This window comes from Micromonospora sp. C97, from assembly GCF_018070385.1.
GTDB lineage: Bacteria > Actinomycetota > Actinomycetes > Mycobacteriales > Micromonosporaceae > Micromonospora > Micromonospora parva.
In genome coordinates this window covers 104,094-125,474 of the sequence record NZ_JAGPXU010000012.1, presented here as the reverse complement: position 1 = coordinate 125,474, position 21,381 = coordinate 104,094, and the positions used below count along the sequence as shown (strand labels likewise).

The 21,381-nt window shown below is 72.4% G+C and carries 19 protein-coding genes; 7 read left to right on the top strand and 12 right to left on the bottom strand.

The annotated features are described in order from the left end of the window. Positions 1-596: 596 nt before the first annotated feature. The 3 genes from KBX26_RS18145 to KBX26_RS18135 all read left to right on the top strand — a co-directional run bounded on the left by KBX26_RS18145 (position 597) and on the right by KBX26_RS18135 (position 5,035). Positions 597-2,930: a beta-L-arabinofuranosidase domain-containing protein gene (locus KBX26_RS18145; protein ID WP_030332948.1), complete on the top strand. Its 2,334-nt coding sequence runs from the start codon at positions 597-599 to the stop codon at positions 2,928-2,930. A 159-nt stretch (positions 2,931-3,089) separates the two neighbouring features. Beyond that, entirely contained in the window at positions 3,090-4,028 is a 939-nt protein-coding gene (locus KBX26_RS18140; protein WP_210865940.1) for an SMP-30/gluconolactonase/LRE family protein, read from the top strand. Positions 4,029-4,159: 131 nt separating this feature from the next. Then, positions 4,160-5,035: an endonuclease/exonuclease/phosphatase family protein gene (locus KBX26_RS18135; RefSeq protein ID WP_051708539.1), complete on the top strand. Its 876-nt coding sequence runs from the start codon at positions 4,160-4,162 to the stop codon at positions 5,033-5,035. A gap of 146 nt (positions 5,036-5,181) precedes the next feature. On the opposite strand, the gene KBX26_RS18130 is transcribed toward KBX26_RS18135, so the two are convergent. Together KBX26_RS18130 and KBX26_RS18125 are read right to left on the bottom strand one after the other, a co-directional pair. Continuing rightward, positions 5,182-6,066: an MHYT domain-containing protein gene (locus KBX26_RS18130; RefSeq protein WP_030332944.1), complete on the bottom strand. Its 885-nt coding sequence runs from the start codon at positions 6,064-6,066 to the stop codon at positions 5,182-5,184. A 166-nt stretch (positions 6,067-6,232) separates the two neighbouring features. Next, positions 6,233-9,034, bottom strand: coding sequence for an RNA helicase (locus KBX26_RS18125; RefSeq protein WP_030332942.1), 2,802 nt, complete (start codon positions 9,032-9,034; stop codon positions 6,233-6,235). Positions 9,035-9,120: 86 nt separating this feature from the next. On the opposite strand from KBX26_RS18125, the gene KBX26_RS18120 reads away from it, so the two are divergent. Together KBX26_RS18120 and KBX26_RS18115 are read left to right on the top strand one after the other, a co-directional pair. Continuing rightward, a complete protein-coding gene (locus KBX26_RS18120) occupies positions 9,121-9,879 on the top strand; it encodes an HAD family hydrolase (RefSeq protein WP_210865939.1) in 759 nt (252 codons plus the stop codon). An 87-nt stretch (positions 9,880-9,966) separates the two neighbouring features. After that, positions 9,967-10,878 carry a DMT family transporter gene (locus tag KBX26_RS18115; RefSeq protein ID WP_374224309.1) on the top strand — a complete coding sequence of 304 codons (912 nt, stop codon included), beginning with the start codon at positions 9,967-9,969 and terminating at the stop codon, positions 10,876-10,878. On the opposite strand, the gene KBX26_RS18110 is transcribed toward KBX26_RS18115, so the two are convergent. From KBX26_RS18110 to KBX26_RS18085, 6 genes are all read right to left on the bottom strand, one after another. Next, positions 10,841-11,725 carry a diacylglycerol kinase family protein gene (locus KBX26_RS18110; protein ID WP_307857846.1) on the bottom strand — a complete coding sequence of 295 codons (885 nt, stop codon included), beginning with the start codon at positions 11,723-11,725 and terminating at the stop codon, positions 10,841-10,843. The two genes, KBX26_RS18115 and KBX26_RS18110, sit on opposite strands and share 38 nt — an antisense overlap. Before the next feature lie 279 nt (positions 11,726-12,004). Continuing rightward, on the bottom strand, positions 12,005-12,955 hold the full coding sequence (tatC, locus tag KBX26_RS18105; RefSeq protein ID WP_030332936.1) for a twin-arginine translocase subunit TatC: 951 nt from the start codon (positions 12,953-12,955) through the stop codon (positions 12,005-12,007). Positions 12,956-12,973: 18 nt separating this feature from the next. Then, positions 12,974-13,288, bottom strand: a complete 315-nt coding sequence (gene tatA / locus KBX26_RS18100; RefSeq protein ID WP_210860995.1) for a Sec-independent protein translocase subunit TatA — start codon at positions 13,286-13,288, stop codon at positions 12,974-12,976. A gap of 159 nt (positions 13,289-13,447) precedes the next feature. Then, positions 13,448-13,693 carry a hypothetical protein gene (locus KBX26_RS18095; RefSeq protein WP_030332934.1) on the bottom strand — a complete coding sequence of 82 codons (246 nt, stop codon included), beginning with the start codon at positions 13,691-13,693 and terminating at the stop codon, positions 13,448-13,450. A 10-nt stretch (positions 13,694-13,703) separates the two neighbouring features. Further along, positions 13,704-14,759 (bottom strand): YafY family protein, encoded by a 1,056-nt coding sequence (locus KBX26_RS18090; RefSeq protein ID WP_210865937.1) that lies wholly within the window; start codon positions 14,757-14,759, stop codon positions 13,704-13,706. Continuing rightward, a complete protein-coding gene (locus tag KBX26_RS18085; RefSeq protein WP_030332932.1) occupies positions 14,756-15,754 on the bottom strand; it encodes a YafY family protein in 999 nt (332 codons plus the stop codon). The genes KBX26_RS18090 and KBX26_RS18085 overlap by 4 nt, the downstream gene beginning before the upstream one ends. Positions 15,755-15,871: 117 nt before the next feature. Between KBX26_RS18085 and KBX26_RS18080 the strand changes: the two genes are divergently transcribed. Further along, the gene (locus tag KBX26_RS18080) at positions 15,872-16,876 is read left to right on the top strand and encodes a cation diffusion facilitator family transporter (RefSeq protein WP_030332931.1); all 1,005 of its coding nucleotides are present in this window, start codon (positions 15,872-15,874) and stop codon (positions 16,874-16,876) included. A gap of 49 nt (positions 16,877-16,925) precedes the next feature. Continuing rightward, positions 16,926-18,011: a DUF3866 family protein gene (locus KBX26_RS18075; protein ID WP_210857776.1), complete on the top strand. Its 1,086-nt coding sequence runs from the start codon at positions 16,926-16,928 to the stop codon at positions 18,009-18,011. A gap of 108 nt (positions 18,012-18,119) precedes the next feature. Here KBX26_RS18075 and KBX26_RS18070 read toward each other — a convergent pair whose 3' ends face one another. The 4 genes from KBX26_RS18070 to rfbA form a co-directional block, all read right to left on the bottom strand. Then, positions 18,120-18,323 carry a hypothetical protein gene (locus tag KBX26_RS18070; protein WP_210857777.1) on the bottom strand — a complete coding sequence of 68 codons (204 nt, stop codon included), beginning with the start codon at positions 18,321-18,323 and terminating at the stop codon, positions 18,120-18,122. 79 nt (positions 18,324-18,402) lie between these two features. Then, complete coding sequence (gene pafA / locus KBX26_RS18065; RefSeq protein ID WP_030332925.1) at positions 18,403-19,761, bottom strand: Pup--protein ligase; 1,359 nt, start codon at positions 19,759-19,761, stop codon at positions 18,403-18,405. A gap of 68 nt (positions 19,762-19,829) precedes the next feature. Then, positions 19,830-20,453 (bottom strand): dTDP-4-dehydrorhamnose 3,5-epimerase, encoded by a 624-nt coding sequence (gene rfbC, locus KBX26_RS18060; protein ID WP_030332924.1) that lies wholly within the window; start codon positions 20,451-20,453, stop codon positions 19,830-19,832. After that, positions 20,450-21,340 carry a glucose-1-phosphate thymidylyltransferase RfbA gene (rfbA, locus tag KBX26_RS18055; protein ID WP_210857778.1) on the bottom strand — a complete coding sequence of 297 codons (891 nt, stop codon included), beginning with the start codon at positions 21,338-21,340 and terminating at the stop codon, positions 20,450-20,452. Before rfbA ends, rfbC begins: the two co-directional genes overlap by 4 nt. Positions 21,341-21,381 lie beyond the last annotated feature (41 nt).

Sequence of the window (21,381 nt, the reverse complement as noted above, 5' to 3'; positions counted from 1 at the left end):
GCCTCGACGCGCCACCGCTGTCCTGGCTGCCGCCCGAACGGACTCTGCTGTCCGCACGCCGAGCAGCACGACCGGCGGCCGTGTTAGCGTTAACAGCTGTTGTCGGACGCCTCCCTCCCCGTCTGACCTGGAATTTTGCGAGACGCGGGATGACCGTCGTAACCACATCGCAGCATTGATGTATCGACGTTGACATCCAAGATTTACGATGCACCGTACTGAGCGACACGGCGGGCGTCAACGGCCGGGCACCCGCTCTTCATCCATCGTCATCCGTCACACAGGGTCACATTTTGCTGGCCCGACGCCCAGCCGGTGTCCGTTTCGGACCTTTGCGGTCCTCCAGCCCGACACCTCCGGGCCAGGTCGCCGCACGGACGGGCCGGCGGGTCGATCCGGGGGTTGCGGGCATGTTAACGACGAACTATGTTAGCGATCACATCGATGTGCCGCGATAAGCGTCAGGGGTGGGCACCCGGCGTCCACAGCGACCGCGTCCCCACCACCCGCACCGCACCCGTCGTCGGCAGTTCACCGCCGACGACCCCGCCGCCATCGATGGCGGCCCCGACATACCGGCCACCTGGAGGTTCCCCATGCCACCCCCGCCCCTCAGCCGCCGCCACCTGCTTCAGGCCGCCGGAGCCACAGTGGTGCTCTCCGCGACCGGCGCCGCCGTCGCGCCCGGGAGCGCGTCCGCCGCCATCGTGCCCCCGGCCCGCTCCGACATCGGCGTCTCGGCGTACCCGTTCGACCCCGGTCAGGTCCGACTTACCGCAGGCCGGTGGATGGACAACCAGAATCGCACGCTCAACTACCTCCGGTTCGTCGACGTCGACCGGATGCTCTACAACTTCCGGGCCAACCACCGGCTCTCCACCAACGGCGCCGCCACCAACGGCGGCTGGGACGCGCCGAACTTCCCGTTCCGGACCCACATGCAGGGGCACTTCCTGAGCGCCTGGGCGTACGCGTACGCGGTGCTGGGCGACACCACCTGCCGGGACAAGGCCAACTACATGGTGGCCGAGCTGGCCAAGTGCCAGGCCAACAACTCCGCCGCCGGGTTCGGCGCGGGTTACCTCTCCGGCTTCCCGGAGTCCGACTTCACCGCGCTCGAGGCCCGGACGCTGTCCAACGGCAACGTGCCGTACTACTGCATCCACAAGACCCTCGCCGGGCTGCTCGACGTCTGGCGCTACACCGGAAACACCCAGGCCCGAACCGTGCTGCTGGCCCTCGCCGGCTGGGTCGACAGCCGCACGAGCCGACTGAGCTCCAGCCAGATGCAGTCGATGCTGGGCACCGAGTTCGGTGGCATGAACGACGTGCTCACCGACATCTACCAGCAGACCGGCGACTCCCGCTGGCTCACCACCGCCCAGCGGTTCGACCACGCCGCCGTGTTCAACCCCCTCGCGGCCAACCAGGACCAGCTCAACGGGTTGCACGCCAACACGCAGGTGCCCAAGTGGATCGGCGCGGCCCGCGAGTACAAGGCCACCGGGACCACCCGGTACCGGGACATCGCCAGCAACGCCTGGAACATCACCGTCGGCGCGCACACCTACGCCATCGGCGGCAACAGCCAGGCGGAGCACTTCCGGGCGCCGAACGCGATCGCCGGCTACCTCAGCAACGACACCTGCGAGCAGTGCAACACGTTCAACATGCTCAAGCTGACCAGGGAGTTGTGGCTGCTCGACCCGAACCGGACCGACTACTTCGACTTCTACGAGCGCGCCCTGATCAACCACCTGATCGGCGGGCAGAACCCGGCCGACAGCCACGGCCACATCACCTACTTCACCCCGCTGCGCCCGGGCGGGCGTCGCGGGGTGGGCCCGGCCTGGGGCGGCGGCACCTGGAGCACCGACTACAACTCGTTCTGGTGCTGCCAGGGCACCGGCCTGGAGATCAACACCAGGCTGATGGACTCCATCTACTTCTACAACGGCACCACCCTGAGCGTGAACCTGTTCACCCCGTCGGTGCTCAACTGGACGCAGCGCGGCATCACCGTCACCCAGAGCACCAGCTACCCGGTCAGCGACACCAGCACCCTGACCCTGTCGGGGACGATGAGCGGCTCGTGGAGCATCCGGGTGCGGATCCCGTCCTGGACCAGCGGCGCGACGATCACCGTCAACGGCACTGTGCAGAACGTCGCCACCACCCCCGGCAGCTACGCCACCGTCACCCGCACCTGGGCCGCCGGCGACACCCTCACCGTGCGACTGCCGATGCAGGTCGCCATGCGGGCCGCCAACGACAACGCCTCGGTCGCCGCCGTCACGTACGGCCCGACAGTGCTGGCCGGCAACTACGGCAACACCGCGCTCAGCGCCCTGCCCGCACTGACCGTCTCCTCGATCGCGCGTACCAGCACCAGCTCGCTCGCGTTCACCGCCAGCGCCAACGGGTCCACCGTCAACCTCGCCCCGTTCTACGACGCCCACGGCTACAACTACACGGTCTACTGGAACACCAACGGCGGCGGCAGCACCGGCGGCAGCTACCGCCTGGTGAACGTCGGCACCGGCCTGGTCCTCGGCGTGCAGAACATGTCCACCGCCGACGGCGGGCTGGCCGTGCAGTGGGGCGACAGCGGCACCGCCGACCACAACTGGGTGATGGTGACCGACGGCAACGCGGTGCGGTTCCGCAACGTCCACAGCGGCAAGGTCCTGGGCGTGGAGAACATGTCCACAGCGGACAACGCCCGGGTCCTGCAGTGGGCCGACAACGGCACCGCCGACCACCGCTGGATCCTCGTGGACAACGGCGACGGCTCCTACAAGATCCGCAACGTCAACAGCAACAAGCTGCTGGGAATCCTGAACGGGTCGACCGCCTGGGGAGCGCAGGCCGTGCAGGATTCCGACAACGGCAGCGCGGACAACCGGTGGAGGCTCGTCCGCAACGCCTGACATCCGCCCCACCCCCGGGCTCACCGGCGCGGTCACCCGAAGGCCGCGCCGGTGACGCCGGGCGGGCGCCCGGCAGCGGCCGTACAGTGGGGAGGGTCCTGGCCCCAGTGAACGTGGCGGACGTGTCGGCTCGTGCCGCTTCCGCCCGGAAGGAGCACAGTGAACCGCCCCCTGCGCACCACACTCGTCGGCGCGTTGACCGCCGCCATGCTGGCCACCGTCGCCGTCGCGCCGGCGCAGGCGCACCCCGCCGGGCGGCCACCGGCCGTCCTCGCCCTCCCCGACGGGTTCCAGCCCGAGGGCATCGCCACCGCCGGCCGGTACGCCTACTTCGGCTCCCGCGCGACCGGCGCCATCCAGCGCGTCGACCTGGTCACCGGCCGGAGCACGACGATCGGCGCGGCCACCGGCACCCCGTCGCTCGGTCTCAAGGTCGACGCCCGTGGCCGGCTGTTCATCTCCGGCGGCACGGCCGGCGACGCCCGCGTGCTCGACACCCGCACCGGCGAGGTGCTGGCCCGCTATCAGCTCGCCACCGCCCCGACGTTCGTCAACGACGTGATCCTGACCCGCGACGCCGCGTACTTCACCGACTCGAACCGGCCGGTGCTCTACCGGCTGCCGTTCGGTCGCGGTGGGTCGCTGCCGCCCGCCGACGCCGTCACCACGATCACCCTGACCGGCGCGTACGAGCAGGTCGGCACCGGCGTCAACCTCAACGGCGTCACCACCACACCGGACGGCCGGGCGCTGATCGTCGTCCAGTCCACCACCGGCACGCTGTACCGGGTCGACCCGGCGACCGGCGCGAGCACCGTCGTGGACGTGCCGGGGCACACCTTCACCAACGGTGACGGACTGTTGCTGCTCGGCCGCACCCTCTACGTCGTGCAGAACCGCCTCAACCTGATCGCCGTGGTCCGGCTCAACCCCGCCGGCACCGCCGGAACCCGCACCGGCACCATCACCGACCCGAACTTCGACGTGCCCACCACCGTCGCCGCGGCGTTGGGCCGGCTCTACCTGCCCAACGCCCGGTTCACCACACCACCGACCGCCACCACGCCGTACACGGTCGTCGCGGTCCGCGCCCACTGAGCGACCCGAGGGGGTACGCGCCACGCGGGTGCCCCCTCGGCCCGCCGCTCTGGATCTCCATCGTGGCTGGACCGCCAGTAGGATCACTGGCACCTCGGCGATGACTGTCGCCTCGTGCATCCGGAGTCCGTGTGGCCGCCCGTTCGAACCGTTTCCTGCGCCGCGCCCTGGCCGTGGGCTGCCTCCTCGCCGTCGCCGCTCTGCCGACCGCGGCGCCAGCCGCACGACCGACCGCACTGCGCGCCGCACCGGCCGACGCCCCGCAGGTCACCGTGCTGCGGATGCTGCAGATGAACCTCTGCAACAGTGGCCGCGCCGGTTGCTACACCGGCCGGGCGCTGGCCAGGGCCACCGAGGTGATCACCGCCGAGACGCCCGACCTGGTCACCCTCAACGAGATCTGCGCGAACGACCTTGCCGTCCTGCGCCGCGTGTTCCAGACCGTCCACCCCGGCCGGACCGTCGTGGCCGCGTTCCAGGCCGCCGGTGACCGACCGAGCGGCGACGACACCCGCTGCCGCAACGGCCAACGATTCGGCATCGGGCTGCTGGCCCACGCGCGGGCAGCGGCCGGCCCGGGCACCGTGTACGCCGGAACCCATCCGACGCAGGACCTCGCGGACCCCGAGGAACGGGCCTGGCTCTGCGTCGACGCCGACGGCGCCCTGCTCGCCTGCACCACGCACCTCTCGGCCACCGGCTACCGCGTCGCGCTGACCCAGTGCCACCACCTGCTCGACGTCATCCTGCCGGGGATCAGCCGCGACGCCGGAAGCCTGCCCACCGTGCTGGCCGGCGACCTCAACCTGCGCGCCGGCCACGACCCCGACGTGCGGACCTGCACGCCGACCGGCCATCAACGCATCGACGACGGCCGGCTGCAACACATCACGGCGACCCCGGACATCACGATCTGCTGTCGCACCGTGGTGCCCATGCGCGAGGCGACAGATCACCCCGGGCTGCTGGCCACCCTCACCGTCGGCCGCAGCCGCCGGCCGGCCTGACCCGCCGCCGCACCGGCGTGGACGGCGCGGGCCGGGCCGAGCGGCGTCAGCGCGGGCCGAGCCGGGCGGCGTCAGCGCGGGCCGAGCCGGGCGGCGTCAGCGCGGGCCGAGCCGGGCGGCGTCAGCGCGGGCCGAGCCGGGCGGCGTCAGCGCGGCGGTGTGTCCCGGCGGGACGGGAACGGCGTACCCGGCTGGCCGAGGGTGGAGCGGGCCCGCAACCCGACCGGATCGGGAGCGGCGGTGGGCGCCGGGGCCTCCGGTGCGGCGAGCCGCCGCCCGTCCAGGTACGCGGTGGCGGCCCGGTCGTCGTCGGTCGGAGCGGCCAGCAGCGCGTAGAGCAGACCGACCACCCCGAAGATCACCGCCAGCACGATCGGCACCAGCAGGGTGCTCACCCCGGTGCCGGTCACCTCGCCGGTCCCCTCGTGGCGGTGCACCGACAGGGCGCTCATGCCGGTGAAGTGCATTCCGTTGACGGCGATCCCCATGACCAGCGCGGACGCGAAGATCACGACCCCCCGCCGGACGGTCATCGCGAGCCACAGGGCGACGGTGGCCGCCACCACCGCGATGACCACCGAGAGCACCACCCGGACGGTGTCGTAGCCGAGGCTGCCGTTGAGGCGCATGGCGGCCATCCCGGTGTAGTGCATGGAGGCCACGCCGACACCGGTGAAGAGGCCGCCGGCGATCAGGCGTACCGGATTGAGCCGGCCGGTGCCCACGATGGCCAGGCCGATACCGACCGCCACCACGGCGATGGCCGTGCTGGCCGCGGTCAGCGGCACGTCGTAGCGGATCCGGGTGTTCTCGACAGCGAAGCCGAGCATGGCCATGAAGTGCATCGCCCAGATGGCGGTGCCGCCCAGCGCCCAGGCCGACAACAGGCCCCACCATGCCCGCTGACCGCCGGTCCGGGCCGTGCGAATGCGTCCGGCACAGACCAGACCGAGGATCGATCCGAGCACGGACAGCGCGTAACTCAACGCGGGCGTGATCCACCCGTACTCAAAATGATTGATTTCCGCCACGGCGGCTTTCTCCCCATTCGTTACCGGCCCGTCAACACGACGCCTCGGCAATGATCAGGGGTGCCGTGATCAGGCGCAACAGCGCCTTGGCGGCTATTCGTAAGGTGCCGTCGCGGTAACCGTCCGCTGCGTCGATTCGCCGACGAAAAATGACGGATCGTCATTGTCAGGCGGACGTGTGGTAAGCGAGAACGCCCCGATTGACCGCCGCTATAGCCTGTCGCGCCGTGGAGCGCAGCTCACTTGCGGCGCCACCGGAGTCGGCAATCTGACCGAGCAGGTCGACGACCTGTCGGGCCCACCGGACGAAGTCACCGGCGGGCATCTCACCATCGATCTCGTGCCCGCTGCCGAGCACCTTGGCCAGCGCCTCACCCCGGGCCCACCGGTAGACCGGCCAGGCGAACCCGAGATCCGGTTCCCGGGTCGCGGTCAGCCCGCGCGCCGCCTCGTCGGCCTCGATCTCCCCCCACAGCTTCAGCGTCTCGTCCACCGCGTCGGCCACCGGCCCGCGCGGCAGCGACGCCCGCTCGTCGACATCACGGCGCGCCTCGAACACCACCACCGACACCGCAGCGGCCAACTCGGCCGGCGACAGCCCGTTCCACACCCCCCGGCGCAGGCACTCGGCGACCAGCAGGTCCGCCTCGGTCCAGATCCGGCCCAGCATCCGACCGGCGTCGGTGACCGCGCCGTCGCGGGCGAGGTACCCCCGCTCGGTCAGCAACGCCACGATCCGGTCGAACGTCCGGGCGAGGGACCCCGTACGGCCGCTGACCCGCTGGCGCAGCTCCTCGGTGTCGCGCTCCAGCCGCCGACGCCGCTCCGCCCAGCGGGCGTGCTCCTCCCGCTCCGGGCAGGCGTGGCAGGGGTGGTGGCGCAGCTCGGTGCGCAGCTGGGTGATCCGGTGGTCCTCGCCGGTCACCTGCCGCGAACGCCCTCCGCGCCGACCGCCGTGCCGGTCCAGGCCGGTCCCGCTGACCTCGGCGGCGAGATCCCGCCGGGCGGCCGGTGACCGGTGGTTGAAGTGCTTGGGCACCCGGATGCGGGCCAGCACCTCGGCGGGTGTGGTGAAGTCGCCGGGGCTGACCCGCCCGGCCCAACGGTCCTGGGTGAGCACCAGCGGCCGGGGCTCACCGAACCCGCCGGTCGCCGGGTCCAGCACCACCGCCAGACCGGCCCGCCGGCCCGACGGCACCCGGATCACGTCACCGACGCGCAGCCGCTCCAACGAGGCCACCGCGGCGGCCTTGCGCTGGGTCTGCCCCTGCCGGGCGATCGCCTTCTCCCGCTCGGCGATCGCCACCCGCAGCGCGAAGTACTCGTCGAAGTCGCCGTGGTGGCAGGCGGCCTCCGCGCCGTACGCCTCGATGGTCTCGGTGTTGCGCTGCACCTGCCGGGCCAGACCGACCACCGACCGGTCCGCCTGGAACTGGGCGAACGACGACTCCAGCAGAGCGCGGGCCGGCTCCGCGCCGACAGTGCCGACCAGGTTCACGGCCATGTTGTACGACGGCCGGAAGCTGGAGCGCAGCGGGTAGGTGCGGGTGGACGCCAACCCGGCCACGTGCCGCGGGTCGGTCTCCGGGGACCACACCACGACGGCGTGCCCCTCCACGTCGATGCCACGGCGCCCGGCGCGCCCGGTGAGCTGCGTGTACTCCCCCGGGGTCAGGTCGACGTGCGCCTCGCCGTTGTACTTCACCAGCCGTTCCAGGACGACGCAGCGGGCCGGCATGTTGATGCCCAACGCCAGGGTCTCGGTGGCGAAGACCGCCTTGACCAGGCCACGGACGAACAGCTCCTCGACGACTTCCTTGAACACCGGCAGCATGCCCGCGTGGTGGGCGGCCAGGCCGCGTTCCAGACCGTCCAGCCACTCCCAGTAGCCCAGGACCGACAGGTCCTCCCCGGGAATGGCGGTGACCCGGGACTCGACGACCCGGCGGATCTCGGCCCGCTCCTCCGCCGAGGTGAGCCGCAACCCGGCGGCGAGGCACTGCTGCACCGCGGCGGCGCACCCGGCCCGGCTGAAGATGAACAGGATCGCCGGCAGCAGACCCTCCCGGTCCAGCCGGTCGACGATGTCGGGGCGCATCGGGCCACGCCAGCGCGGGCCACGACGCCCGGCACCGGGGCCAGCGCTGCGCCCCTCGCCCAACTCCAGCCGCCGCACGGTCTCCCGGGTGTAGCGCAGCAACTCCGGGTGCACGTCGTGCTTGCGCGCGGCGTCGGCGTCGTGGAACAGGTCGAACATCCGCTTGCCGACCAGCATGTGCTGCCACAACGGCACCGGCCGGTGCTCGCTGACCACCACCGCGGTCTCGCCGCGCACGGTGACCAGCCAGTCGGCGAACTCCTCGGCGTTGGACACGGTCGCCGACAACGAGACCAGGGTGACCGAGGCCGGCAGGTGAATGATCACCTCTTCCCACACCCCGCCGCGGAACCGGTCGGCCAGGTAGTGCACCTCGTCCATCACGACGTACGCGAGGCCCTGCAGGGTGCTGGAGCCCGCGTAGAGCATGTTGCGCAGCACCTCGGTGGTCATCACGATCACCGGCGCGTCGCCGTTGATCGCGTTGTCGCCGGTCAGCAGGCCCACCTGCTCGGCGCCGTACCGGGCGACCAGGTCGTGGTACTTCTGGTTGGACAACGCCTTGATCGGCGTGGTGTAGAAGCACTTGCGCCGCGCCGGTGGGGTCGTCGCGTCGGCGGCGGGCACCGGGTCGTCGGGTCGCCCGCGCAACGCCAGGTGGACGGCGAACTCCCCGACCACCGTCTTACCGGCGCCGGTGGGAGCGCAGACCAGCACACCGCTGCCCCGTTCCAGCGACTGACACGCCTCCCGCTGGAAGTCGTCGAGGTCGAACCCCAGCTCAAGGGCGAACTCGTCCAACGCCGGAAACTGTGCGGCTTGTGCGGCCTTGCGGCGCGCCGCTGCGTACCGCTCGGCGGGGCTCGACATGGCACCAAGATTAGTGCGTGCCGAGTCACAGCACCCCACAAGGCCGTCCCGAGGGGCGGTCGGGGGCGGTCGGTAGGGTGCACGGCGTGCCGGACCATGCCGAACCGCCCCAGACCAGTCCGCCGGGCACCGCCGAGCGCCGGGCGTCCCGACGCCCGGTCAAGGCGGTGCTCTTCGACTTCCACGGCACCCTGGCCCAGGTGGAGGACTCCCAGCGGTGGGTGCTGGAGGCCGCGGCGGCGTGCGGCGTCACCCTGGACCGGGTCCGCGCCACCTCGCTGGCCGACCGCCTGCTGACCGCCGGGCGCGCCGGCGGGCCACTGCCGGCGCGGGTGCCACCCCGACTGGCCGAACTGTGGGCCGACCGGGACCTCTACCAACACGCTCACCGGGGCGCGTACACCGGGCTGGCCGAAACCGTCGACGCCGGCATCGACGGTTTCGCCGACGCGCTCTACGAGCGGTTGCTGACCGCCGACGGCTGGCATCCGTACGCCGACACCGCCCCCACGCTGACCGCGCTGCGCGACGCCGGGGTGCCGGTGGCGGTGGTCAGCAACATCGGCTTCGACCTGCGGCCACACTTCGACACCTGGGGGCTGACCGACCTCGTCGACGCGTTCGTCCTCTCGTACGAGGTGGGGCGGTGCAAACCCGACCCGGCGATCTTCTGGCGGGCCTGCGGGATGCTGGGCGTCGACCCGGAGCAGACCCTGATGGTCGGTGACACCCCCGCGGACGCCGGCGCGGTGGCCGCCGGCTGCTCGGTGCTGGTCCTCCCGGCCGCCGAGCCGGGTCGGGAGAACGGCCTCGGCGCGGTGCTCGACCTCGCCCTGCCGGCCTGAGCGACACCGGCCCGACCCGGGCCCCGCTGGTCACTGAGGTGGACACCGCCGCACTGTGACCTGGGCGCAACGCCTACCGTCGTGCCCGTGACCGAGATCCTGCTGCCCACGCCACCACCGGCCGACGCGCCACCAGCCCGGCGCGGCGGCGTCGTCGCGGTGGGGCTGGTGCTCGGCGGGGCGCTGTCGGTGCAGTTCGGCGCCGCCGTGGCCGCGTTGCTCTTCCCGCGTACCGGGGTGGCCGGCGCGGTGACCCTGCGGCTGACCATCTCCGCGGTGCTGCTGCTCGCCGTGTGCCGGCCCCGACTGCGCGGACACGACCGCTCGGCCTGGCTCGCGGCCGGCGCGTTCGGGCTCGCGCTGGCCGGCATGAACTCGCTGTTCTACCAGGCTATCGAACGCATCCCGCTGGGCCCGGCGGTGACGCTCGAGGTGCTCGGTCCCCTCGCCCTGTCGGTGTTCTCGGCCCGACGGCTGGCCAGCTGGGGCTGGGCGGGGCTGGCACTGGCCGGGGTGGCGCTGCTCGGTCAGGGCGGCTTCGACCGGCTGAACCCCGTCGGGGTGGCCTTCGCGTTCGGCGCGGGCGCCATGTGGGCCGCGTACATCGTGCTGAGCGCCCGGGTCGGCGGCCGCTTCCCCGGCGCGGACGGGCTGGCCCTAGCGTTGACCGTCGCAGCGGTGGTCACCCTGCCGTTCGGCATCGTCGACGGCGGCGCGGTGCTGCTCGACCCGCAGGTGCTGGCGCTCGGCGCCGCCCTCGCGGTGCTCGCCTCCGGGCTGCCCTACACCCTGGAACTGCTGGCGCTACGGCGGATGCCCACCGCCACGTTCGCGGTGCTGATGAGCCTCGGCCCGGCCGTTGCCACGCTCGCCGGGTGGCTGGTGCTGCGGCAGGCGCTGACGGTGCTGGAGTGCGTCGCCATCGTGCTGGTCATCGCGGCGAGCATCGGCGCGGTCCGGGTCAACGCAGCAACCGCAGGGCGGCCGGAACCGCGCTGATCGTCACCGGCAGGGCCAGTGACCGTTCCCCGTCGGCGTACGAGGTGATGCCCTCGGCGGCCACCTCCACGGTGCGGGCCCGGAAACTGCGCACCAGCGGGTGGCTGACGTGGGTGCCCTGATAGATGCGCGGCTTCACCCGGACCAGGGTCCGCCGGTTGACCCGACCCGCCACCACCACGTCGAGCAGCCCGTCGGTCGGGTCCGCGTCCGGGCAGATCCGCATGCCACCGCCGTACGTCGGGCAGTTGCCCACCGCCACGAGCACCGCGTCCAGGTCGTGCGGCACCCCGTCGAGGCGCAGCGTGTAGCGGCGGGGGCGCAGCCGGGCCAGCTCGACCAGGATCGCCAGGTCGTACCGGCGTGGGCCGCGTGGCCAGCGCATCCGGTTGGCCCGCTCGTTGACGATCGCGTCGAACCCGGCCGCGAGGACCGCTCCGTACCACCGCTCGGCGCCGTCGACGCCGACCATCCGGGCCAGGTCGACGGGTCGACTGCGGCCGTCGCGCAGCGCCTCGCCGATCATCACCGCCGCCGCGAGGGGGTCCGCCGGGAAACCGGTGTCCAGCGCGAAGTCGTTGCCGGTGCCGGCCGGGATCGGGCCGAACGGCACGTCGGTGCCGGCGACCGCCTGCAACGCCCGGTGCACGGTGCCGTCCCCACCGACCGCCACCAACGCGCCGGCGCCGTCGGCCACGGCGGCCCGGCACGCCGCCTCCGCCTCGGCGGGGCTCGACGCCGGCAGCAGCCGGATCGGCCGCCCGGCGACGGCCAACCCGTCCAACAGCCCGGGCAGCAGGGCCCGGTAGCGTCCCCGGCCCGCGGTCGGGTTCGTGAGGACGGCCACCGGTCCACCGGGGAGCGGGGCGCGGTCGACCGGTCCACCGGCGAGCGGGGCGCCGCCGGTCGTCGGTCCACCGGCGACCAGGGCTCCGTCGGTCGGTCCGCCGGCGGCGGGTAGGTGATCGTCTGCGGTCACGGGCAGCACCGTACCGGTCGGACACCCGCCGTTTCCCCGGGGCGGCCGCCGTCACCTTCAGTCCCGCCGCCGACGCGGGAGGTGACGCGGCGACGCCGCCCCCGGGAACCCGGGGACGGCGTCGGTGGACCGGTCGGCGCGGGGCCGTCAGGTCATGTCGTCGTAGCGGCGCTCGATCGGCGCGGGAGGGGCGACCGGTTCGGGCACGCCGATCGGCGCGGTCGAATCGACCCGCTGCCCGGCCACGACCGGGTCCGCGTCGAACTCCAACGGCGACACCTCGTCGTCGTCGATGCCGGCGTAGATCTCCTTGCCCCGCCCACGCCGCTTGTCGTTGAGGAACGCGACGCCGACGGCGCCGAAGTAGAGCGCGGAGAGGCAGAGCGCCAACGCGGTCATCCCGAACGGGTCCGGGGTGGGGGTGACCACGGCGGAGAACGCGAAGAACACGAAGATCGCCACCCGCCACCAGCTGAGCAGCCGCTTCGCGCTGGCGATGCCCACGAAGTTGAGCATCAGCACGATCAACGGGAACTCGAACGCCACCCCGAACAACAGGATCAGGTTGGTGACGAAGGAGATGTACTTGGTGATCTCCAGGGTGGTGCTGATCTCGCTGTCGGAGATGCTGAGCAGGAACTCCAGGCCCTTGGCCGTGACGAAGTACGCCAGCACCGCACCGGCCGCGAACAGCGGCGCGGCGAGGGCGGTGAAGAAGTACGCGTAGCGTCGCTCGTGCCGGTGCAGGCCGGGCGCGATGAACGCCCAGAGCTGGTAGAGCCAGACCGGTGCGGCCACGATCAACCCGACCCAGAGCGCGACCTTCAGGTTGAGCAGGAACAGGTCGGCGGGGCCGAGCTGCACGAACTCGCACTTGCCGTCGACGAATCTGGCCTGCGGGAGGTCACAGTAGGGCTGCTGGAGCAGGTGCAGCACCGGCTTGGCCAACCACACACCGAGACCGAACCCGATGAGGATCGCCACGGACGCGCGGAAGAGACGGTTACGCAGCTCGCGGACGTGCTCGATGAGCGTCATCGAGCCGTCGGCGGCCCGCTCGAAGCTGCTCGGGCCGCGCTTACGCAGGGCGAAGGCCACGGGAGTGGGGCCCTTCGGTCAGTTGTCGCGGACGCGGTGCACCGGGTCGACGACCGGCTGCTGCGGCGGGGCCTGCTGGTACGGGGCCTGCTGCGGCTGACCGGCGTACGGCGCCTGCTGCCCGGTGTGCGGCGGCAGCGGCTGGTAGGCGGCCTGCGCGTCGGCCTTCTCGGCGAGGTCGCGGTCGTCGTCCTGCAGGCTCTTCGTCTCGGCCTTGATGATCCGCAGCGACCGACCCAGCGACCGGGCCGCGTCAGGGAGCCGCTTCGCACCGAAGAGCAGGATCAGCACAACCACGAGAACAGCGATGTGCCACGGCTTGAGGGCACCCATGAGAAGCTCCAGTCGCTCTGTGTCCGAGGGGTGGTACGCAGCCCATCGTACGTGCGGATCGGCTGCCCGCCACCCGTTGGGTAGTGGTGGTTTGGCCGGGAGGGTGAAGTCTTGACCAACCCACGATGATCCGTCAACCACCACCAGGTGCGGGCCCGATCAGCCGCGCTTGGCCTTGATCACCGCGAGCCGTCGGGAGGTGGTGTCGAGCCGACGTTGGACGTCCTCGGCGCGTTGTTGCAACGCCTCGGCGGTGTCCCGCAGCGCCTCGGCCTCGGCGGCACGCCGCTGCAACGCCACGGCCGCGCGGCGCAGCTGGGGCAACCGGGCCAGCACCGGGCGCACGGCCAGCGCGAGCACCACGAGGGGCAGCAGCACCACCGCGAGGACGATCCAGATCAGCACGGCGGTCAGCCTACTGGGTGCGGCCGGCCACCGCCGGGTCACCCGCCGGCGCGCGCCCCGCGTCGACCTCGGACGGTCGGGGCACCGCCGGGGGCGCGGGCACGGCGTACGCGTCCAACGCGGCGGCGGCCGTCGCCCGCACCTGCTCGGCCAACTCGACCGGGGCGACCACCGTCACCTCCGGGCCGAGACCCAGCACGAACCGGCGGGCCCAGCCCAGGTCGGTGACCCGCAGGGAGACGAGCCACTGGTCGCCGTCGCCGGCCTCGACCCGCTCGCACGGGTAGTACTCGGTGATCCACCGCTCGCCCCGGCCGATCCGCAGGGTGATCAGCGGCAGGTCGGCCGTCGGGCGGAACACGCCCTCGGTGAGGTCGTGCGGCACGGCCTGCGGCGGCACCATGGCCGGCTCGTCCAACTCGGTGGTCGCGTCGATCCGGTCGGCGCGGAACAGCCGGACGGCCTCCGCACGCCGGCACCACGCCTCCACGTACGCCCGGCCGCCGACCATGAGCATCCGCAGCGGGTCGATGACGCGCTCGGTGGTCTCGTCCCGGGCGGCCGTGTAGTAGGTGATCCGCAGGGCCTTCCCGCCCTCGACGGCGGCGCGCAGCGCCTCGACCCGCGGGGTGTCTCCGGGCAACCGGACCGCCACCGGGGCGCCCACCAGGTCGCCTGCGGCCTCGATCTTGGCCAGAGCCCGTTCGACGGCCTCCCGGTTGGCCACCCCGGGCGTCTCGGCCAGCATCCGCAGCGCCACCACCAGAGCGAGGGCCTCGTCGGGCGTCAGCCGCAACGGCCGGTCGATGCCGGCGTCGTAGGTGATGGTCACGCGGTCACCGTCGAACGCCATGTCGATGAGGTCACCGGGGCCGTACCCGGGCAGCCCGCACACCCAGAGCAGCTCCAGGTCCTCCCGGAGCTGGCGCTCGGTGACGCCCAGGTCACCGGCCGCCTCGGCGATCTCGATGCCGGGCCGGGCCAGCAGGTAGGGCACCAGGTTGAGCAGTCGGGCCAGCCGGTCGGCGGACGCGCGGGAACCGGTGCGGGCGGCCGGGCGGGTCACCGGGCACCTCCGCCCACGGCCAGCTCGTCGTGGCGCACGGCGATCTCCTTGAGTCGTTGGATGACCGCCTCGCGGACCTCCGGTGGGTCCAGCACCCGCACGTCCGGGCCGTAGCCGACGAGATGACCGGCCAACCCGTCCGGCTCCGCGTACGGCAGGACCAGCCGGTCGCCGTCCGGACCGGCGGTCACCTCCAGCGCCCAGCGGCGCAGCCCGGCGGCCCGTCCCGGCGCGGCCAGCACCGTGGCCCGGCCGGTGCGCTCCACCGGACCCGACCAGCGGGCCACGTGGCTGATCAGGTCGACGTTGGCGGGAGGCTCGTACGCGCCGGGGGCGCCGGTCACCCGGACCGCGCCGACGACCCGGGACAGCCGGAAGCAGCGGGTCGCCTCCCGGTCCTGGTCGTGGCCGACCACATACCACCGGCCGCGCCAGCAGACGACGCCCCACGGTTGCAGTCGCCGCCGACTGGGCGCGTCGCGGTCGGGCACCCGGTAGTCGAACCCCACCTCGCGGCGGTCCCGCGCGGCGGCGGTCAGCGGCGCGAACGCCGGGTCGACGGTGACCATCGGCTCCAGGCCGAGGGTCGCCTGCGGGTCCACGTCCACCCCGGCGGCGCGCAGCTTGGCCAGCCCGGACGACGCGGCGGCGGCCAGCCCGGCGTGCTGCCACAGCCGTGCGGCGATGCCGACCGCGGCGGCCTCGTCCGGTTCGAGGAGGATGTCGGGCAGCGCGTATTCGCGGTGGGCGATCCGGTAGCCGGGCTCGGCGTCGAAGGCGCTCGCCGTGCCGGTCTCCAGTGGGACACCCAACTCGCGCAGCTCGGCCTTGTCCCGTTCGAACTTGCGCTGGAACGCCTCGTGGTCGCGCGCGTCGTCAGGATCGTGCTCGTAACCGGGCACGGTCGCGGCGATCTGCGCGGCGGTCAGGAACCGTCGCGTGGACAGCAGGCAGATCACCAGGTTGACCAGGCGTTCGGTGCGGGTCCGCGACACGCGGTAGACGCTAGCAGCCGACGCGCCCACACCGTGCACCCACGCGGGCGTGCCGCACACATGTTCGGATCGGGTCTCCCCCGGCGCGTCGCCGTCCGCGGTCATAGGGTGATCCTCATGTCGGCACCGGAGGCCAGGCCCGCGAGCGAGAGCGTCGGCACCGTCGTCGTCGCCGGCGCCGCCAACCTCGCCATCGCGGTGGCCAAACTGATCGCCGGGGTGATCTCCGGATCCGCCGCGATGCTCTCCGAGGCGGCGCACTCGGTGGCCGACACCACCACCGAGGTGCTGCTCTTCCAGGCGCTGCGCCGCGGCGCCCGCCCGGCCGACCAGCGACACCCCTTCGGCTACGGCAAGGAGAGCTACGTCTGGGCGTTCTTCGCGGCGATGTTCACGTTCGTCGCGGGCGCCGGTTTCGCCGTCACCCACGGCGTCACCACGATCCTGGTGCACAAGCACAGCGGCGACTACCTGATCTCGTACATCGTGCTCGGGGTGTCGTTCGTCATCGAGTCGATCTCCCTGGCCCGCGCGGTGCGCCAGGTCCGCCGCGAGTCGCGACGCTGGCGGACCACGCCTCGGCGGTTTCTGCGGCTGACCGCCGACACCACCGTCAAGGCGGTCTTCCTGGAGGACAGCGCGGCCCTGATCGGTCTGGTGCTGGCCGGGCTCGGCGTCGGTCTGTCGCACGCCACCGGCGACGAGGTGTGGGACGGCGTGGCGTCGATCCTGATCGGCCTGCTACTGCTGACCGTCGCCGGGATCCTCGCCAGCAACAACCTGTCGCTGCTGGTCGGCCGGGCCGTGCCGGAACGGCTGCGCCGCGAGATCGAGCAGGAGCTGGCCGGGCTGCCCGAGGTGGAGCGCATCGACACCCTGTTGACCATGCAGCTCGGCCCGGACGACATCCTGGTCGCCGCGAAGGTCGACTTCCGCGACGAGGCCACCGGCGCGCAGATCGAGACCGCCGCCGACGAGGCCGAACGACGGCTCACCGGCCGCTACCCGGAGATCCGGTTCGTCTTCCTCGACCCCACCCGCTCGCTGCCCGGGGCCACCGGCACCGCCCGGCACACCCAGGCCCGACCGAGCCCGGACGCCGGCGGCGCCGAGTCCACCTGAACCGCACCCGGGCGCGGGCCGCCGGGCCCGCGCGGCTAGCGTGCCCGTCATGGTGCGATGGCGTACGGGGACGGTGGCGACGCTGCGACGGCAGTGGACCGGGGCGGTGGAGCTGGACGTCGACCTGCCCGACGGCACACGGATGCGCGCGCTGGCCTACCCGGAGCTGGTCGGCACGCCCGAGCCGGGCGACCGGGTGCTGCTCAACGCCGGCGCGCTGCTGATGGGGTTGGGCACCGGCGGGTACGCCCTGGTGGTCGCCCTGCCGGACCGGCTGCCCCCGGACCCGCCGGAGGTCGCCGACACCCGCGACGCCGGGCACCTGGTGAAGGCCCGCTACACCCCGTTGCAGCCGATCCTGCTCGGTGTCGACGAGGAGGCGTCCCCGCACCGCGACGTGCTGGCCGACGCGGACGACCTGGGCGGCCTGCCGGTGGTCACCGCCGATCTGCACTCGGCGCTGCCGGCGATCCTGGCCGGCATCCGGGCCGACGCCCCGAGGGCGCGGGTGGCGTACCTGCTCACCGACGGTGGCGCGCTGCCCGCCTGGTTCTCCCGCACCCTCGCCGGGCTGCGGTCCGAGCTGGTCGGCACGATCACGGTCGGGCAGGCGTTCGGCGGCGACCTGGAGGCCACCACAGTGCACGGCGGTCTGCTCGCCGCCCGGCACGTGCTCCACGCGGACCTGGCGATCGTGGCTCAGGGGCCCGGCAACCTGGGCACCGGCACCCGCTGGGGTTTCTCCGGCGTCGCGGTCGGCGAGGCGGTCAACGCGGTCGCCACGCTGGGCGGGCGGCCGGTCGGGTCGTTGCGCATCTCCGACGCCGACCCCCGTCCCCGGCACCGGGGCGTGTCACACCACAGCCTCACCGCGTACGGCCGGGTGGCGCTCGCCCCGGCGGAGCTGGTGGTGCCCGAGGACCTGGCCCCGTCGCTCGCGGCCGAGGTGCACGCGGCGCTGGCGCCCCTGGCGGCCCGGCACACGATCGTGCGGGTAGGCACCGACGGTCTCGACGCCGCGCTGCGGGCCAGCGTCGTGCCGCTGTCCACCATGGGCCGTGGCCTCGACGCCGACCACGCCTACTTCCTGTCCGCAGCCGCCGCCGGCCGCCACGCCACAACCCTCCTCCCCTGATCGGCCCGGCCCGGCCCTGGTGATCATGAAGTGCCCGCCGCCTCGGCGTGTCGGGGCAACAACTTCATGATCAACGCGGGCGACGGCGCGGGGCCGGAGCGCTGGGGGTTAGGCGAGGAAGATCAGGGCCAGCCAGCCGCCCACGATGAGGGCCAGGGCCAGGGCCAGCACCCAGGTCGGCACCGTGTAGTCACCGCGCCGGTTACGGTCGATCTCGGCGCGGATCTTCTCCCGCCGGCGTTCGATCCAGTTCTGCCGCTCGGTGCCGCGCTCGGGGCGCTCGGAACGGTCGGAAGGTCCAGAAGTCGTCATGGCGCGCTCAGCTTAACCGCTCGGCGCGCCGGGCCGACCGGCCCCGTCGGCGCAGCGCACCGCCGGGGCCGGTAACCCGTCACATGCTGGCGATCAGTCGCTCCACCCGCTCGTCGTACGCCCGGAACGGGTCCTTGCACAACACGGTGCGCTGCGCCTGGTCGTTGAGCTTCAGGTGCACCCAGTCGACGGTGAAGTCGCGGCGCTTCTCCTGGGCGTGCCGGATGAACTCGCCCCGCAGCCGGGCCCGGGTGGTCTGCGGCGGGGTCTCCTTGGCCTCGAAGATCTCCGGGTCGGTGGCCACCCGGTCGACGTCACCGCGGCGCTCCAGCAGCCCGTAGAGGCCCCGGCCGCGACGCACGTCGTGGTAGGCCAGGTCCATCTGCGCCACCCGGGGGTGCGACAACGGCAGATCGTGCTTGCGCTGGTAGCGCTCGATCAACCGCAGCTTGCTGACCCAGTCGATCTCCCGGGAGACCGGTTCCAGGTCACCGGTCTCCACCGCGTTGAGCACCCGCCCCCACAGCTCGACGACCCGCTTGGCGGCCTGGTCGCCGCCGCGCCGCTCGACGAACTCGGTGGCCTTGGCGAGGTATTCCTGCTGGATGTCGAGGGCGCTGACCTCCTTGCCGTTGGCCAGCCGCACCTTGCGCCGCCCGGTGATGTCGTGCGACACCTCCCGGATGGCCCGGATCGGGTTCTCCAGGGACAGGTCGCGCATCACCACCCCGGCCTCGATCATCCGCAGCACGATGTCGGCGGTGCCGACCTTGAGCAGCGTGGTGACCTCGTTCATGTTGGAGTCACCGACGATCACGTGCAGCCGCCGGTAGCGCTCGGCGTCGGCGTGCGGCTCGTCGCGGGTGTTGATGATCGGGCGGCTGCGGGTGGTCGCCGAGGAGACGCCCTCCCAGATGTGCTCGGCCCGCTGCGAGAGGCAGTAGACCGCGCCGCGTGGGGTCTGCAGGACCTTGCCGGCGCCGCAGATCAACTGCCGGGTCACCAGGAACGGGATGAGCACGTCGGCGAGCCGGCCGAACTCGCCGTGCCGGGAGACCAGGTAGTTCTCGTGGCACCCGTACGAGTTGCCGGCCGAGTCGGTGTTGTTCTTGAACAGGTAGATCTCACCCGCGATGCCCTCGTCGTGCAGCCGCTTCTCCGCGTCGACGAGCAGGCCCTCCAGGATCCGCTCGCCGGCCCGGTCGTGGGCGACCAGATCGGTCACCGAGTCGCACTCCGGTGTCGCGTACTCCGGATGCGACCCGACGTCCAGGTAGAGCCGGGCCCCATTGCGCAGGAAGACGTTGCTCGACCGACCCCAGGACACCACGCGCCGGAACAGATACCGCGCGACCTCGTCCGGGGACAGCCGCCGCTGCCCGCGATAGGTGCAGGTGACGCCGTACTCGGTCTCGAGGCCGAAGATTCGCCGCTCCATGGTGTGACATTAGCCGCCTGGGGGCCCGGTTCGTCACTGTCAGACCACAGGTCGTGCCCCGAGCGCTGTCACATACCGGTTGAGTGCGACATTCCGTCCGGGCCGAGGCTCGCCACGAACCGCCGGCAGCTGTCGTACTCCGGGAGCAGACCCCGCTCGCGCGCCTGGGCGAGGGTCGGCGCCGCGTCGTCGCGCGCGGACAGCAACGGAACCTCCGCCGGCCACTCGATGCCCAACTCCTCGTCCAGCGGGTGCACCGCGTGCTCGCCGGTCGGGTTGTAGGTGGCCGAGCAGAGATAGCTCAACGTCGCGTCGTCGGTCAACGCGCAGAACCCGTGCCCCAGCCCCTCGCTGAGGTAGACCGCCCGACGGTCGGTGTCGTCCAGCCGGACGCCCTCCCACCGGCCGAAGGTCGGCGAACCCACCCGCAGGTCCACGATCACGTCGAGGACCGCGCCCCGCACACAGGTCACGTACTTGGCCTGCCCGGGCGGGACATCGGCGAAGTGCACGCCGCGCACCACGCCACGCGCGGACACCGACAGGTTGGCCTGGGCCAGTCGCAGCGGATGCCCCACCGCCTCGGCGAGCTTGTCGAAGCGGTACCACTCCATGAACATGCCACGCGGGTCACCGTGCTGCTGGGGGGTGATCTCCCAGGCGCCCTCGATGCCCAACTCCCGGATCTTCACCAGGAACCCCCGTCGCGCTCGGCCTGCTCACTGAGCAGCCGGAGCAGGTAGTCGCCGTAGCCGCTCTTGGTCAGCGGCTCGGCCAGCGCGCGCAGCTGCGCGTCGTCGATCAGGCCGGCCCGCCAGGCGACCTCCTCGACACAACCGATCTTGAGGCCCTGCCGTTCCTCGACCACCCGGACGAACTCGGCGGCCTGCATCATCGAGGTGAACGTGCCGGTGTCCAGCCAGGCGGTGCCCCGATCCAGCACCGTCACCGACAGTTCGCCCCACTCCCGGTACGCCTCGTTGACCGCCGTGATCTCCAGCTCGCCGCGCGCGCTCGGGGTGAGCTTGCGCGCGATGTCGACCACCCGGTTGTCGTAGAAGTACAGGCCGGGCACCGCGAACCGGGACTTCGGCCGGGCCGGCTTCTCCTCGATCGAGAGCACCCGGCCATCGGCGTCGAAGTCGACCACGCCGTACTCCTGCGGGTTGGCCACCTGATAGGCGAACACCCGACCGCCGACCAGGTCACCGTGGTCGGCGAGCTGCCGTCCCAGGCCCACACCGTGGAAGATGTTGTCGCCGAGGACCAGCGCCACCGACGCGTCGCCGATGAAGTCCGCGCCGAGGATGAACGCCTGCGCGATGCCCTCCGGGCGTTCCTGGCTGGCGTACTCCAGCCGCAGCCCGAACTGGCTGCCGTCGCCGAGCAGGCGACGGAACTGGTCCTGGTCGTCCGGAGTCGTGATCACCAGGATCTCCCGGACCCCGGCCATCACCAGGGTGGAGAGCGGGTAGTAGATCATCGGCTTGTCGAAGACCGGCATCAGCTGCTTCGAGACCGCCCGGGTGATCGGCCAGAGCCGGGACCCGGTGCCGCCGGCAAGTAGGATTCCGCGCACCGGGGAAGCCTAGCCGCACCCGGACAGGTTGTGCGGGGGTC